Source organism: Enterobacter sp. 725m/11, from assembly GCF_011683705.1.
Lineage (GTDB): Bacteria > Pseudomonadota > Gammaproteobacteria > Enterobacterales > Enterobacteriaceae > Enterobacter > Enterobacter bugandensis.
Genome location: NZ_JAAQOK010000003.1, coordinates 82,368 through 96,877, shown reverse-complemented (window position 1 = coordinate 96,877; position 14,510 = coordinate 82,368). Strand labels below are relative to the sequence as shown.

Sequence of the window (14,510 nt, the reverse complement as noted above, 5' to 3'; positions counted from 1 at the left end):
GCGGGAGGAAACGTGCGACAACTGGCAACAATACTCTTATCTCTGGCGGTGCTTGTCACCGCTGGCTGTGGCTGGCACCTGCGCAATACCACGGCGGTGCCTGCTGAGATGAAAACAATGATCTTTGATTCCGGGGATCCAAACGGACCGCTCAGCCGGGCCATTCGTAATCAGCTGCGCCTGAACGGCGTTGAGCTTGTTGAGAAAGGTACGCTGCGCCAGGATGTACCGTCTCTGCGCGTACTGGGAATGACGCTGGGCCAGGATACGGCGTCCATCTTCCAGGACGGCCGCACGGCTGAATATCAGATGGTGCTGTCGGTCAACGCGGCTGTACTGATCCCGGGTAAAGACATCTATCCGATCAGCGCAAAAGTGTATCGTTCGTTCTTTGATAACCCGCAAACCGCGCTGGCAAAAGATGCCGAACAGCAGATTATCATCAACGAAATGTACGACAAGGCGGCGGAACAGCTGATCCGCAAACTGCCGGGTATTGCAGCGTCTAACCGAGAAGGCTCTGACATTATTGAAAAACCGGATGCCAGTACGCCTCCTGTTTCTACCTCTCTGGGTAAATGATGATCAGGCTGTATCCTGAACAACTCCGCGCGCAGCTCAATGAAGGGCTGCGCGCGGCGTATCTGCTGCTCGGAAACGACCCGTTACTACTTCAGGAAAGCCTGGATGCCGTGCGGCATGCGGCCGCGGCTCAGGGCTTTGATGAACACCATACCTTTCAGGTGGATAACGCCACCGACTGGAACGCCCTCTTCTCACTCTGTCAGGCGATGAGCCTTTTTGCGTCGCGCCAGACAATCCAGATCCTGCTGCCGGAGAACGGCCCTAACGCGGCCATCAATGAGCAACTCGCCACCCTGGTCAGCCTGTTACACAGCGATCTGCTGTTAATTGTGCGCGGCAGCAAGCTCACCAAAGCGCAGGAAAACGCGGCATGGTTCACCCAGCTCGCGACCCACGCGGTGCTGGTCACCTGCCAGACGCCTGAGCAGGCGCACCTGCCTAAATGGGTCGCCGCGAGAGCGAAGCAGCACAACCTTCAACTGGACGATGCGGCGAACCAACTGCTCTGCTACTGCTATGAAGGCAACCTGCTGGCCCTGGCACAGGCGCTGGACAGGCTCTCCCTGCTCTGGCCGGACGGCAAGCTGACCTTACCGCGCGTTGAGCAGGCCGTTAACGATGCCGCACACTTCACGCCGTTCCACTGGGTGGATGCTCTGTTGTCGGCGAAAAGCAAACGCGCCCTGCATATTCTCCAGCAGCTGCGCCTGGAGGGCAGTGAACCCGTCATCCTGCTGCGCACGCTGCAGCGCGAACTGTTGCTGCTGATAACGCTCAAGCGCCAGTCGGCCCATACGCCGTTACGCTCCCTGTTTGATAAACACCGGGTGTGGCAAAACCGGCGGGCAATGACCACCGAAGCCATCAACCGCCTGAGCCATGAACAGCTGCGCCAGGCGGTGCAGCTTCTGATGCGCGCCGAGCTCACCCTAAAACAAGATTACGGCCAGTCGGTGTGGGCGGAGCTGGAAAGCCTTTCCCTGCTGCTTTGCCACAAGGCGCTGGCTGACGTATTTATTGATGGATAGTATGCACTCTTTACAGGCCCTGTATGGCGGCACCTTTGACCCGGTACACTACGGGCATCTGAAGCCGGTAGAAATTCTGGCAAATCTGATCGGCCTGCAGCGCGTTACCATCATGCCCAATAATGTTCCGCCGCACCGCCCCCAGCCTGAAGCAACCAGCGAGCAGCGCAAAGAGATGCTCGCTCTGGCTATCGCGGATAAGCCGCTCTTCAGGCTGGATGAACGGGAATTGCGTCGCGACACCCCCTCATGGACGTCGCAAACGCTGCAGGAGTGGCGGGCCGAGCAAGGGCCTGACCAGCCGCTCGCCTTTATCATCGGTCAGGACTCCCTGCTCAACTTCCCCACGTGGCACAAGTATGAAACCATTCTGGGGAACAGCCACCTGCTCGTCTGCCGCCGTCCGGGCTACCCGCTGACCATGCGCGAAGCGCAATATCAGCAGTGGCTTGAAGACCATCTCACCGATAACGTTGAAGATCTTCACAACCAGCCCGCCGGGAAGATTTATCTGGCGGAGACGCCGTGGTTCGACATCTCTGCGACCGTTATTCGCGAACGTTTACAGCAGGGTTTAGCCTGTGACGATCTGCTGCCTGCCCCGGTGCTGGCGTATATTCATACGCACGGGTTGTATCAGAAAACCGCAGATAAATAGCCGGAGGGCATAAAAAGCAGCATATTGATTATCCTGCCTTGACAGGTTAAGCCATACTGTTATCCTCCGCTGCCAGACTTTCCCGCCAATCGTTGCTTTACAGAAATTGTTTTACAAAAATGGCGATGCAATCTCAGGCGGAGGGTGGGATGATACCCGCCTTCAAAAGCCCGGACGGTGACATTTGTCCCGACAGGGGCGTCAGTTCAGGTATACTGTCTGGCCACGAATTCATAGTTGTACAATCTCATTCACCCAGGGGGAAAACTTGCAGGGTAAAGCACTCCAGGATTTTGTTATCGACAAAATTGATGACCTGAAAGGTCAGGACATCATCGCTATCGACGTTAAGGGTAAATCCAGTATTACCGACTGCATGATTATCTGCACCGGTACCTCTACGCGTCATGTTGTTTCGATTGCCGACCATGTGGTTCAGGAATCGCGCGCAGCAGGACTCTTACCGCTTGGCGTTGAAGGTGAAGCGACCGCTGACTGGGTGGTTGTTGACCTCGGCGATGTGATTGTCCACGTCATGCAGGAAGAGAGCCGTCGCCTGTATGAGCTGGAAAAACTCTGGGGTTAATGCGTGAAGTTGCAGCTGGTCGCCGTCGGCACCAAAATGCCGGACTGGGTACAAACCGGTTTTACTGAATATCTGCGTCGTTTTCCCAAAGACATGCCGTTCGAACTGGTGGAGATCCCCGCCGGTAAGCGCGGTAAGAACGCGGATATCAAACGTATTCTCGACAAAGAGGGTGAACTGATGCTTGCTGCCGCAGGCAAGAACCGCATCGTCACCCTTGATATTCCAGGTAAACCCTGGGATACGCCGCAGCTGGCGCATGAACTGGAGCGCTGGAAGCAGGATGGCCGCGACGTCAGTCTGTTGATTGGCGGACCTGAAGGGTTATCCCCCGCCTGCAAAGCGGCAGCAGAACAAAGTTGGTCTCTCTCTGCGCTGACGCTGCCCCACCCGCTCGTGCGGGTCCTGGTGGCGGAAAGCTTGTATCGCGCGTGGAGCATTACTACCAACCACCCCTATCACCGCGAGTAATGACTGACCAGGGTAGATTAAGCAGCGGATGAAACTACAGAATTCTTTTCGCGACTATACGGCTGAGTCCGCGCTGTTTGTGCGCCGGGCGCTGGTCGCCTTTACGGGGATTTTGCTGCTTACCGGCGTGCTGATCGCCAACCTTTATAATCTGCAAATTGTCCGCTTTACCGATTACCAGACGCGTTCTAACGAAAACCGCATTAAGCTGGTGCCTATCGCCCCCAGCCGCGGCATTATCTACGACCGTAACGGCACCCCTCTGGCATTAAACCGCACCATCTATCAAGTCGAGATGATGCCGGAGAAGGTCGATAACGTGCAGAATACGCTGGAAGCGCTAAGGAGCGTTGTCGATCTTAACGATGATGATATCGCGGCCTTCAAAAAAGAGCGCGCCCGCTCTCACCGTTTCACCTCCATTCCGGTTAAAACCAATCTGACGGAAGTCCAGGTCGCCCGTTTTGCGGTGAACCAGTACCGCTTCCCCGGTGTGGAAGTGAAGGGTTACAAGCGTCGCTACTATCCTTACGGATCCGCGCTGACGCATGTGATTGGCTACGTTTCCAAGATTAACGATAAAGACGTCGAGCGCCTCGATAAAGACGGCAAGCTGGCGAACTACGCCGCGACGCACGATATCGGCAAGCTGGGGATTGAACGCTACTACGAAGATGTCCTGCACGGGCAGACCGGCTATGAAGAAGTTGAGGTCAACAACCGTGGTCGCGTCATTCGCCAGCTTAAGGAAGTGCCGCCTCAGGCGGGGCACGACGTCTATCTGACGCTCGATCTCAAACTGCAGCAGTATATTGAAACCCTGCTGGCGGGCAGCCGCGCCGCCGTGGTGGTCACCGACCCACGCACCGGCGGCATTCTGGCGATGGTTTCCATGCCAAGCTATGACCCGAACCTCTTTGTTGACGGCATCTCCAGCAAAGACTACTCCGGCCTGCTGAATGACCCTAACACCCCGCTGGTGAACCGCGCCACGCAAGGCGTTTACCCACCGGCATCAACGGTTAAACCGTACGTGGCGGTCTCAGCGCTGAGCGCGGGCGTCATCAACCGTAATACCAGCCTGTTTGACCCGGGCTGGTGGCAGCTACCGGGCTCTGAAAAACGCTATCGCGACTGGAAGAAATGGGGCCACGGCCATCTGAACGTTACGAAATCTCTGGAAGAATCTGCGGATACCTTCTTCTATCAGGTGGCGTATGACATGGGCATTGACCGCCTGTCAGAGTGGATGAGCAAATTCGGCTACGGACATTACACCGGCGTGGATCTGGCTGAAGAGCGCTCCGGCAACATGCCAACCCGTGAGTGGAAGCTGAAGCGCTTTAAGAAGCCGTGGTATCAGGGTGATACCATACCGGTGGGTATCGGCCAGGGTTACTGGACGGCCACCCCGCTTCAGATGAACAAAGCGATGATGATCCTCATTAACGACGGCGTGGTGAAAGTTCCGCATCTGCTGCAAAGCACCGTTGAAGATGGCAAAAAAGTGCCGTGGGTGCAGCCCCATGAAGCGCCGGTAGGCGACATCCATTCCGGCTTCTGGGAAATAGCGAAAGACGGTATGTACGGTGTGGCAAACCGTCCAAACGGAACCGCGCACAAGTATTTCGCCGGTACGCCATATAAAGTGGCCGCGAAATCCGGTACGGCGCAGGTCTTTGGCCTGAAAGCCAATGAAACCTATAACGCACACCGCATTGCCGAACGTCTGCGTGACCATAAGCTGATGACGGCGTTTGCCCCTTATGATAACCCGCAGGTGGCGGTGGCAATGATTCTGGAGAACGGCGGCGCTGGCCCGGCAGTAGGGACCATCATGCGCCAGATCCTGGACCACATTATGCTGGGTGATAACAACACCGAACTGCCGGCTGAAAATCCGGCCGCCGCTGCGGCGGAGGACCAATAATCATGACGGATAATTCAAATAAAAAATCGCTGTGGGATAAAATTCACATCGACCCAGCCATGCTGCTGATCCTGCTGGCCCTGCTGGTTTACAGCGCCCTGGTTATCTGGAGCGCCAGCGGCCAGGACATCGGCATGATGGAACGCAAGATCGGCCAGATCGCGATGGGTCTGGTCATTATGGTGGTAATGGCGCAGATCCCGCCGCGCGTCTATGAAGGCTGGGCGCCCTATCTCTACATCTTTTGTATTATTTTGCTGGTGGCGGTAGATGCGTTCGGTGCCATCTCAAAAGGGGCACAGCGCTGGCTGGATCTGGGCGTTGTTCGTTTCCAGCCCTCGGAGATTGCCAAAATCGCAGTTCCGCTGATGGTGGCGCGCTTTATTAACCGCGACGTCTGTCCGCCGTCGCTGAAAAATACCGCTATCGCCCTGGTGCTGATATTCCTGCCGACACTGCTGGTTGCGGCGCAGCCTGACCTCGGCACCTCGATCCTTATTGCCCTCTCCGGCCTGTTTGTCCTGTTCCTGTCGGGCTTAAGCTGGCGTCTGATTGGTATAGCGGTAGTGCTGGTTGCAGCGTTTATCCCTATCCTGTGGTTCTTCCTGATGCATGACTACCAGCGCCAGCGCGTCATGATGCTTCTGGATCCGGAAACCGATCCGCTCGGTGCGGGCTATCATATTATTCAGTCCAAGATTGCGATTGGCTCCGGCGGCCTGCGCGGTAAAGGCTGGCTGCACGGTACCCAGTCGCAGCTGGAGTTTTTACCGGAGCGCCACACCGACTTTATCTTTGCGGTACTGGCGGAAGAGCTGGGACTGGTTGGCATCCTGATCCTGCTGGCGCTCTACGTGCTGCTTATCATGCGAGGTTTGTGGATTGCGGCCCGCGCGCAGACCACCTTCGGCCGCGTGATGGCAGGCGGACTGATGTTGATTTTATTCGTTTATGTCTTCGTAAATATTGGTATGGTGAGTGGTATTCTGCCGGTGGTAGGCGTACCGCTGCCGCTGGTGAGTTACGGAGGCTCGGCACTGATCGTGTTGATGGCCGGGTTTGGTATCGTGATGTCGATCCACACCCACAGAAAAATGTTGTCAAAAAGCGTATAAAAATAAGGGGATCGGAATGCGTAAGCAGTGGCTGGGTATCTGCATTGCGGCAAGTTTACTTGCGGCCTGTACAAGTGATGATGGTCAGCAACAGGCAACCGTCGCGCCGCCGCAGCCAGCGGTGTGTAATGGCCCAATCGTTGAAATTAGCGGTGCCGATCCCGTTTATGAACCGCTGAATGCCAGCGCGAATCAGGATTACGAGCACGACGGCAAAAGCTACAAAATTGTGCAGGATCCGTCCCGCTTTAGCCAGGCTGGCTTTGCCGCCATTTATGATGCTGAGCCGGGCAGTAACCTGACGGCATCGGGTGAAACATTTGACCCAATGCAGCTGACTGCGGCGCACCCGACGCTACCTATCCCTAGCTACGCCCGTATCACCAACCTGGCGAACGGCCGTATGATCGTCGTGCGTATTAACGACCGCGGCCCGTACGGCAATGACCGGGTGATTTCCCTGTCCCGCGCGTCTGCCGATCGCCTGAATACCTCGAACAACACCAAAGTTCGCATTGACCCAATTATCGTGGCGCAGGATGGTTCGCTCTCCGGGCCGGGAACCGCGTGTACCACGGTGGCGAAACAGACCTATGCCCTCCCCGACCGCCCAAATCTGGACGGCGGCATGGGAAGCGTCTCCTCGCCGGCAGAGCCTTCTCAGCCAGCGGGAGAAATACGCCCAATCAGCAATGACACCCTGCAAAGCGATGATGCCACTGGCGCACCGGTAAAAAGCAGCGGCTTCCTTGGCGCACCAACGAACTTAGCCTCGGGCGTGCTGGAGAGCAGTGAGCCGACGCCAGCCCCAGTTGCCGCCCCCGTCGTGCAGCAGCCTGCCCCGGTAACGGCTCCGGTCACGACCCAGAGCGCAGCCGTTGCCGCTCCCGCAGCAGCCAGCGGCGGCTTTGTCGTCCAGGTGGGCGCAGTGAGCGATCGGGCCCGTGCCCAGCAGTATCAGCAGCGTCTAAGCCAGCAGTTTGGCGTGCCAGGACGCGTTGAGCAAAACGGCGCGGTCTGGCGTATTCAGATGGGGCCGTTTGCCAGCAAGTCGCAGGCGGCATCCCTGCAGCAGCGTTTGCAGAGCGAGGCACAGCTGCAGTCCTTTATCGCTGTTACGAAGTAATTAATCGGCGGTATCCGAAATGTCAGTTTGTGTAAAACACATTCACAAACTCATGCTTAAAGTCGGATGCCTGCCTGAATAGCATTTGCTATAGTAAGGCACTTTTTTTAATTCCATCACGGATGTCGTAGTTCTGACCATGAAGACCACTTTTTCTGCTCGTTTTGTGCAGCGCATGGCGCTGACCACGGCCCTTTGCGCGGCTGCACTCTCTGCAGCTCATGCTGATGACCTGAATATCAAGACCATGATCCCTGGCGTTCCGCAAATCGACGCGGAATCCTACATCCTGATCGATTACAACTCTGGCAAAGTGCTGGCAGAACAAAATGCCGATGCCCGCCGTGACCCGGCCAGCCTGACCAAAATGATGACCAGCTACGTCATCGGCCAGGCAATGAAAGCCGGTAAGTTCAAAGAGACGGATCTGGTCACCATCGGCAACGATGCGTGGGCTACCGGGAACCCTGTTTTCAAAGGTTCCTCGCTGATGTTCCTGAAACCAGGAATGCAGGTTCCGGTTTCTCAGTTAATTCGTGGCATTAACCTGCAGTCCGGTAACGATGCCTGCGTGGCCATGGCCGATTTCGCCGCCGGTAGTCAGGATGCGTTCGTGGGCCTGATGAACAGCTACGTAAATGCCCTGGGTCTGAAGAACAGCCACTTCCAGACCGTACACGGTCTCGATGCAGACGGTCAGTACAGCTCCGCGCGTGATATGGCGCTGATTGGTCAGGCGCTGATCCGCGACGTACCTAACGAGTACTCTATCTACAAAGAGAAAGAGTTCACCTTCAACGGCATTCGTCAGACCAACCGTAACGGCCTGCTGTGGGATAACAGCCTGAACGTTGACGGCATCAAAACCGGCCACACCGACAAAGCCGGTTACAACCTGGTAGCCTCTGCCACTGAAGGCCAGATGCGCCTGATCTCTGCCGTGATGGGCGGTCGCACCTTTAAAGGTCGCGAAACCGAGAGTAAGAAGCTGCTGACCTGGGGCTTCCGTTTCTTCGAAACCGTGAACCCGCTGAAAGCAGGCAAAGAATTTGCTTCTGAACCCGTCTGGTTCGGCGATAACGATCGTGCTTCTCTGGGCGTGGATAAAGACCTCTACCTGACCATTCCACGCGGTCGTATGAAGGATCTGAAAGCAAGCTATGTGCTCAACACCACCGAACTGCATGCCCCGCTGCATAAAAACCAGGTGGTGGGTACCATCAACTTCCAGCTGGACGGTAAAACGATCGACCAGCGTCCACTCGTGGTATTGGAAGAAATTCCTGAAGGCAATTTCTTCGGCAAAATCATTGATTACATTAAACTGATGTTCCATCACTGGTTTGGCTAAAAATCGAACACTTGAAAGTGTGATTTTGATCCCCATATACTAAGTATCCTGATAACTCCCACCTGACGTGGGAGTTATTCTTTTTGACGTTACGCCGGAGCTGACATGAAAACCAAACTTAACGAACTGCTTGAATTCCCTACCCCGTTTACCTACAAAGTAATGGGTCTGGCGAAACCTGAGCTGGTTGATCAGGTGGTTGAAGTGGTACAGCGCCATGCGCCGGGTGACTACTCTCCGTCAGTAAAACCAAGCAGCAAGGGCAACTACCACTCGGTTTCTATTACCATCACTGCCACACATATCGAGCAGGTTGAGACGCTGTACGAAGAGCTCGGCAATATCGAAATCGTTCGTATGGTGCTGTAGTCCCTTTGCGGTTACCCGGTTTACCGGGTAACCCCTCTTCCCCGCTGTGATATACTCCCCTCATCTTTTGTTTCTCGTCTTCGGAGACGCGTTTTGTATCAGGATAAAATTCTGGTCCGTCATCTCGGGCTGCAACCTTATGAGCCTGTCTCTCAGGCTATGCACGAGTTCACCGATTCACGCGATGACACAACCCCTGATGAGATTTGGCTGGTCGAACATCTGCCGGTATTTACGCAGGGCCAGGCGGGAAAAGCGGAACACTTATTAATGACGGGCGATATCCCGGTGATCCAGAGCGATCGTGGCGGACAGGTGACTTACCACGGTCCGGGTCAGCAGGTCATGTACGTCCTGCTTAATCTGAAGCGCAGAAAGCTTGGCGTACGTGAGCTGGTGACGTTACTGGAACAGACCGTCGTCAACACGCTGGCGGAGTATGGGATTGACGCGCATCCGCGTGCCGATGCGCCGGGCGTCTACGTTGGCGAAATGAAGATCTGCTCTCTGGGGCTACGTATTCGTAAAGGTTGTTCCTTCCACGGTCTGGCATTGAATATTAATATGGATCTTACGCCTTTCCAGCGCATAAACCCCTGCGGCTACGCCGGCATGGAAATGACGCAAATGCGCCAGTGGGTCGATACCGCTACGCCAGAAAATATACGTCCCGTGCTTCTGAAGAATGTGTTAGCGCTACTTAACAATCCCCCGCACGAATATATCCCTGCTTAATATATCATCCAGAATGGCTCGATAATTTGACGGGCCACTGTTTATTTACCGCTTTTACGCTTTACAATAATCCGCAGATTCTATATTTTCGAAGCGCCCGAATATTGCCCTTACATATTATTTAGCCTCCGGACAGCACGGCATACACAGGCTAAGTAACTTGAGTGATAATCACACAACTGTTTGTTTTTGATAAACAAGTGGAACAAAAGCAACACTTTACGAATCTCTACAAGCATAATAAATAAATTGAACTATCATTCATGTTGTGAATGTATACGGAGTGAAAGCGTGGAGTATAATAATTTACCAGCCAAACGCCTGAATGACCCTGGTGGCGAAGATAAGCCGCAAATTTTTCGGACTTTACGTAATATTGATCTCAATTTACTGACTATTTTTGAGGCAGTATATGTCCATAAGGGTATCGTTAATGCTGCGAAAATTCTTAATCTCACGCCATCGGCAATAAGTCAGTCAATTCAAAAGCTACGGGCTATATTTCCCGACCCCTTATTTATCCGTAAGGGCCAGGGCGTCACGCCAACGGCCTATGCGACACATCTCCACGAATACATCAGCCAGGGGCTGGAGTCGATTCTGGGTGCGCTGGATTTAACCGGAAGCTATGACAAACAGAGAACCATCACCATCGGCTGCTCCCCTTCTGTCGGCGTGCTGGTGATGCCCGCGATCTTCCAGGCCGTGAAAGAGCATGCGCCTCAGCTTCTGCTTCGCAATGTGCCTCTTAACGAACCTGACGTTCAGCTTGCTCAGTTCCAGACGGACCTGGTCATCGAAAGCGGCAGCTTTAGCGCCCGAGCGCTGGGGCAAAATGTGCTTTATGCCGATAACCTGGTGCTGGTTTGCCGCAAGCAGCACCCCGTCCTCAGCGAGCCGTTATCCATTGAAAACCTGCGCAACTATGACCACTCGTCTTTCATGACCGAAGGACAGTCTAACCACGCTCTGCGTCAGCGTATTGACGAAATTTTCCCGGAACGTCAGATCAGTTTCAGCAGTTACAATATGTTCACCACCGCATCCCTGATTGGTAGCAGCGATATGCTGTGCATCATGCCTTCACGCCTGTATAACCTGCTGCGGAAATGCTGGCCGCTGGAGAGTATTCCGCTAAGCCAGCTCAATGCAGAATCTATCGAGATTTCACTGCATTACAACAAGCTCAGCTTGCGCGATCCGGTACTGGAAAACGTCATCCGCATTATCCGTCAGGCCTTCTGACAGAGCGTCCCCGTACACGTCCCTGCCGCTCGCAGGGCAAAAGGCACAAAACAACAACTATTTTACAAATTGGCGACCTGGCAGGCTGCTTTAACGCCCCTATAAATGATATACTGCCTGTCGTTCGTTCAAAAATAGTTGATAAATACAACATTCCCTTGAATTGAAACGCTTTCCTTCGATATTCGCAACTGGAACACGCACGCTATGAGTAAACCCATTGTGATGGAACGCGGTGTAAAATACCGCGATGCCGATAAAATGGCCCTTATCCCGGTTAAAAACGTGGCTACAGAGCGCGAGGCGCTGTTAAGAAAACCGGAATGGATGAAAATCAAACTTCCGGCAGACTCTTCGCGTATCCAGGGGATCAAAGCGGCGATGCGTAAGAATGGCCTTCACTCTGTTTGTGAAGAAGCCTCTTGCCCGAACCTTGCTGAATGTTTCAATCACGGCACCGCGACGTTTATGATTCTGGGTGCCATCTGTACCCGCCGCTGCCCATTCTGCGACGTGGCGCATGGCCGCCCGGTGGCCCCCGATGCCAACGAGCCGCAAAAACTGGCGCAAACCATCGCCGACATGGCGCTGCGTTATGTGGTTATCACCTCCGTTGACCGCGACGATCTGCGTGATGGCGGTGCTCAGCACTTCGCTGACTGCATTACTGCCATTCGCGAAAAAAGCCCGAACATCAAAATCGAAACGCTGGTTCCTGACTTCCGCGGCCGTATGGACCGCGCGCTGGATATCCTGACCGCGACGCCGCCAGATGTGTTTAACCACAACCTGGAGAACGTTCCGCGTCTTTACCGTCAGGTGCGTCCGGGAGCCGACTACAACTGGTCTCTGAAGCTGCTGGAGCGCTTTAAAGAAGCACATCCGCATATCCCGACCAAGTCAGGTCTGATGGTTGGTCTGGGTGAAACCAATGACGAAATCATCGACGTCATGCGCGATCTGCGCCGCCACGGTGTGACCATGTTGACGCTCGGCCAGTATCTGCAGCCAAGCCGTCACCACCTGCCGGTACAGCGCTACGTGAGCCCGGATGAATTTGACGAGATGAAAGCCGAAGCGCTGGCGATGGGCTTTACCCACGCGGCTTGTGGTCCGTTTGTTCGTTCTTCTTACCATGCGGATATGCAGGCGAAAGGCGAAGAAGTCAAATAACGCCGTAATATTCATTTACAGTAATGCAAAAAAACCGGCCTCATGAGCCGGTTTTTTTTCGCAAGCCCTCAGGCATTGCCGTTACTCTTTGTGGGAAAGCTTCTCTGCCGGGATGTCGTCAGCGCTTTTCTTCGCGGCTGCGTCATCGTCGTTCATCGCTTTCTTGAAGCCTTTGATGGCAGCCCCCAGGTCACCACCCAGCGTGCGTAACTTCTTGGTACCAAACAGCAGGACGACCAGTGCGGCAACCACCAGCAGTTTGGTAATACTAATCTCACCCATAGATACCTTCTTTACTTAAAACAGGCTGCATTCAGCGCCAAAACCCGATCGTATTAACGGTCATTTGGCGCGTGCACACAATAGCAATCTGTAACAAGGTGAATCAAGCATTGTTGAAAAAAACATCACAATAATTGCGGTGGCGCAAAGCGACGGTTGCGAAGAACAGGTAATTGCTGACGCGCAAGCGCAACTCTTTCTAAAATTATCTCCGCCATCAGCAGAACCGGCGCTTCCGCTGCGGCGGCAATCGTCACTCCCAGGGGATCAACCACCCTGCTCTGCCCGATGTTTTTATTGCCGCACTCCCCGGCGGCAACAACATAACAGGTCGTGTCCAGCGCGCGTGCCGCAATCAGCGTAGCCCAGTGTTGCTCTTTTAGCGGCCCCTTAACCCATGCGGCGGGCAATACCAGCACCTCCGCCCCCTGCAGCGCCAGATGCACCGCCAGCTCCGGGAAACGCAGGTCATAGCAGGTCATCAACCCCACCTTAAACCCGTCGATATCAATGAGCGGTGGGACGACATCTCCCGGATCAACGCGTCGCGACTCCTGGATGCTGAACGCATCATAGAGATGAAGCTTGGCGTAGCGCGCAACAATGGCACCGTCACGAATAGCCACCAGCGTATTCACTGCGCGACCCGGCGTTGAGGGAACGTGCACGGTTAAGACGGTGGTCATCGTACTGCCTACGCTCTGGGCGAGCAGCTGTTGTAAAAATTCGCCGTCAAGGGCCTGTGCGGACTTCACGGACAAATCCGGGTCGTTATCATCCCTTGCCAGCAACGCCTCAGGAAGCACCAGCAGCGACGCGCCTTTCTGTCGGGCCTGTATCATCAGGTTAACGCACTGCACTGCGTTAACCCGCCAGTCAGGCGTGACCGCAAACTGCCCTACCGCAACATACATATTTGTCCCCTCATTATAAACAGCGTTAAACTCGCTACTCTTACACATCAAATAGCAGGTATTTAGCGTGTTACAACTCCTTTTAGCTGTTTTTATTGGTGGAGGCACGGGGAGCGTTGCGAGGTGGTTACTGAGTATGCGGTTTAATCCCCTGCACCAGGCGATTCCATTAGGAACGCTGGCCGCCAACCTGATTGGTGCTTTTATTATTGGTATGGGGCTGGCCTGGTTTAACCGGATGACGCACATCGATCCTATGTGGAAAGTCTTGATTACCACCGGCTTCTGCGGCGGTTTGACGACCTTTTCAACCTTTTCCGCGGAAACGGTTTTTCTCTTTCAGGAAGGTCGTATCGGCTGGGCGCTGGTGAATATCGCGATCAACATGATCGGATCTTTCGCGATGACGGGGATCGCATTTTGGCTTTTTTCCTCTGTAAGCACGCATTAACTGCCGGAGCGTTAATGTTGGCTTAATTTTTCTCTGTCACTCTGAAGGCAATACTGAACGAGGGTGACAAATGAAACAGAGTCTGATGAGCGCAGGCATGGTGTTGTTGAGCGTACTGATCGTGGCCAGCTTCCTGAAAATTTACCTGCTTGGCTGATTCATAACGAAAAAAACCCGCTCAATGAGCGGGTTTTGAAATTCTTGCTGACGCGTCTGAATTACAGAGCGATTACGTTAGCAGCAGAAGGGCCTTTGGCACCGTTAGTGATTTCGAACTCTACACGCTGACCTTCAGCCAGAGTTTTGAAACCATTAGACTGGATTGCAGAGAAGTGTACGAACACGTCTTTGCTGCCATCTTCAGGAGTAATGAAACCGAATCCTTTGGACTCATTAAACCACTTAACGTTACCTTTAATCTTAGACATCAAAATTACCTTTACATTAAAAAACGACACAAATGCTGTGTCGGTTACCAGTACATCAATTGT

The 14,510-nt window shown here is 54.1% G+C and carries 17 protein-coding genes; 14 read left to right on the top strand and 3 right to left on the bottom strand.

Annotated elements, in window-relative coordinates:
- Window positions 1-12 precede the first annotated feature (12 nt).
- From lptE to lipA, 13 genes are all read left to right on the top strand, one after another.
- Window positions 13-582 carry an LPS assembly lipoprotein LptE gene (lptE, locus tag HBA26_RS02135; protein ID WP_041910796.1) on the top strand — a complete coding sequence of 190 codons (570 nt, stop codon included), beginning with the start codon at window positions 13-15 and terminating at the stop codon, window positions 580-582.
- Entirely contained in the window at window positions 582-1,613 is a 1,032-nt protein-coding gene (gene holA, locus HBA26_RS02130) for a DNA polymerase III subunit delta (RefSeq protein WP_126345157.1), read from the top strand. Before lptE ends, holA begins: the two co-directional genes overlap by 1 nt.
- Complete coding sequence (gene nadD, locus HBA26_RS02125; RefSeq protein ID WP_028012339.1) at window positions 1,606-2,271, top strand: nicotinate-nucleotide adenylyltransferase; 666 nt, start codon at window positions 1,606-1,608, stop codon at window positions 2,269-2,271. Before holA ends, nadD begins: the two co-directional genes overlap by 8 nt.
- Before the next feature lie 268 nt (window positions 2,272-2,539).
- On the top strand, window positions 2,540-2,857 hold the full coding sequence (rsfS, locus tag HBA26_RS02120; RefSeq protein ID WP_003858696.1) for a ribosome silencing factor: 318 nt from the start codon (window positions 2,540-2,542) through the stop codon (window positions 2,855-2,857).
- A gap of 3 nt (window positions 2,858-2,860) precedes the next feature.
- Window positions 2,861-3,328 carry a 23S rRNA (pseudouridine(1915)-N(3))-methyltransferase RlmH gene (gene rlmH / locus HBA26_RS02115; protein WP_003858701.1) on the top strand — a complete coding sequence of 156 codons (468 nt, stop codon included), beginning with the start codon at window positions 2,861-2,863 and terminating at the stop codon, window positions 3,326-3,328.
- Window positions 3,329-3,356: 28 nt separating this feature from the next.
- A complete protein-coding gene (gene mrdA / locus HBA26_RS02110; protein WP_028012338.1) occupies window positions 3,357-5,258 on the top strand; it encodes a peptidoglycan DD-transpeptidase MrdA in 1,902 nt (633 codons plus the stop codon).
- 2 nt (window positions 5,259-5,260) lie between these two features.
- Complete coding sequence (mrdB, locus tag HBA26_RS02105; RefSeq protein ID WP_126345040.1) at window positions 5,261-6,373, top strand: peptidoglycan glycosyltransferase MrdB; 1,113 nt, start codon at window positions 5,261-5,263, stop codon at window positions 6,371-6,373.
- A 16-nt stretch (window positions 6,374-6,389) separates the two neighbouring features.
- Window positions 6,390-7,499 (top strand): endolytic peptidoglycan transglycosylase RlpA, encoded by a 1,110-nt coding sequence (rlpA, locus tag HBA26_RS02100; protein WP_126345041.1) that lies wholly within the window; start codon window positions 6,390-6,392, stop codon window positions 7,497-7,499.
- Between the two features lie 139 nt (window positions 7,500-7,638).
- The gene (gene dacA, locus HBA26_RS02095) at window positions 7,639-8,850 is read left to right on the top strand and encodes a D-alanyl-D-alanine carboxypeptidase DacA (protein WP_028012336.1); all 1,212 of its coding nucleotides are present in this window, start codon (window positions 7,639-7,641) and stop codon (window positions 8,848-8,850) included.
- Between the two features lie 105 nt (window positions 8,851-8,955).
- A complete protein-coding gene (ybeD, locus tag HBA26_RS02090) occupies window positions 8,956-9,219 on the top strand; it encodes a DUF493 family protein YbeD (RefSeq protein ID WP_003858718.1) in 264 nt (87 codons plus the stop codon).
- A gap of 93 nt (window positions 9,220-9,312) precedes the next feature.
- Entirely contained in the window at window positions 9,313-9,954 is a 642-nt protein-coding gene (gene lipB, locus HBA26_RS02085) for a lipoyl(octanoyl) transferase LipB (RefSeq protein ID WP_028012335.1), read from the top strand.
- Between the two features lie 291 nt (window positions 9,955-10,245).
- The gene (locus HBA26_RS02080) at window positions 10,246-11,199 is read left to right on the top strand and encodes a YbeF family transcriptional regulator (RefSeq protein ID WP_041910920.1); all 954 of its coding nucleotides are present in this window, start codon (window positions 10,246-10,248) and stop codon (window positions 11,197-11,199) included.
- A gap of 207 nt (window positions 11,200-11,406) precedes the next feature.
- On the top strand, window positions 11,407-12,372 hold the full coding sequence (gene lipA / locus HBA26_RS02075) for a lipoyl synthase (RefSeq protein ID WP_028012333.1): 966 nt from the start codon (window positions 11,407-11,409) through the stop codon (window positions 12,370-12,372).
- 81 nt (window positions 12,373-12,453) lie between these two features.
- Here the strand turns inward: lipA and tatE are convergent, their stop codons facing one another.
- Window positions 12,454-12,654 carry a twin-arginine translocase subunit TatE gene (gene tatE / locus HBA26_RS02070; RefSeq protein WP_028012332.1) on the bottom strand — a complete coding sequence of 67 codons (201 nt, stop codon included), beginning with the start codon at window positions 12,652-12,654 and terminating at the stop codon, window positions 12,454-12,456.
- Between the two features lie 125 nt (window positions 12,655-12,779).
- Window positions 12,780-13,568: a deaminated glutathione amidase gene (locus HBA26_RS02065; RefSeq protein ID WP_166720748.1), complete on the bottom strand. Its 789-nt coding sequence runs from the start codon at window positions 13,566-13,568 to the stop codon at window positions 12,780-12,782.
- 67 nt (window positions 13,569-13,635) lie between these two features.
- Here HBA26_RS02065 and crcB point away from each other — a divergent pair, with 67 nt between their 5' ends.
- Window positions 13,636-14,019 (top strand): fluoride efflux transporter CrcB, encoded by a 384-nt coding sequence (gene crcB / locus HBA26_RS02060; RefSeq protein ID WP_041910922.1) that lies wholly within the window; start codon window positions 13,636-13,638, stop codon window positions 14,017-14,019.
- A 218-nt stretch (window positions 14,020-14,237) separates the two neighbouring features.
- Here the strand turns inward: crcB and cspE are convergent, their stop codons facing one another.
- Window positions 14,238-14,447, bottom strand: a complete 210-nt coding sequence (gene cspE / locus HBA26_RS02055) for a transcription antiterminator/RNA stability regulator CspE (protein WP_002439184.1) — start codon at window positions 14,445-14,447, stop codon at window positions 14,238-14,240.
- Window positions 14,448-14,510 lie beyond the last annotated feature (63 nt).

Excerpts from the sequence above, each read along its gene's own strand:
- holA (WP_126345157.1), top strand. The coding sequence starts at position 582 with ATGATCAGGCTGTATCCTGAACAACTCCGCGCGCAGCTCAATGAAGGG.
- nadD (WP_028012339.1), top strand. The coding sequence starts at position 1,606 with ATGGATAGTATGCACTCTTTACAGGCCCTGTATGGCGGCACCTTTGAC.
- mrdA (WP_028012338.1), top strand. The coding sequence starts at position 3,357 with ATGAAACTACAGAATTCTTTTCGCGACTATACGGCTGAGTCCGCGCTG.
- mrdB (WP_126345040.1), top strand. The coding sequence starts at position 5,261 with ATGACGGATAATTCAAATAAAAAATCGCTGTGGGATAAAATTCACATC.
- rlpA (WP_126345041.1), top strand. The coding sequence starts at position 6,390 with ATGCGTAAGCAGTGGCTGGGTATCTGCATTGCGGCAAGTTTACTTGCG.
- dacA (WP_028012336.1), top strand. The coding sequence starts at position 7,639 with ATGAAGACCACTTTTTCTGCTCGTTTTGTGCAGCGCATGGCGCTGACC.
- ybeD (WP_003858718.1), top strand. The coding sequence starts at position 8,956 with ATGAAAACCAAACTTAACGAACTGCTTGAATTCCCTACCCCGTTTACC.
- lipA (WP_028012333.1), top strand. The coding sequence starts at position 11,407 with ATGAGTAAACCCATTGTGATGGAACGCGGTGTAAAATACCGCGATGCC.
- tatE (WP_028012332.1), bottom strand. The coding sequence starts at position 12,654 with ATGGGTGAGATTAGTATTACCAAACTGCTGGTGGTTGCCGCACTGGTC.
- HBA26_RS02065 (WP_166720748.1), bottom strand. The coding sequence starts at position 13,568 with ATGTATGTTGCGGTAGGGCAGTTTGCGGTCACGCCTGACTGGCGGGTT.
- cspE (WP_002439184.1), bottom strand. The coding sequence starts at position 14,447 with ATGTCTAAGATTAAAGGTAACGTTAAGTGGTTTAATGAGTCCAAAGGA.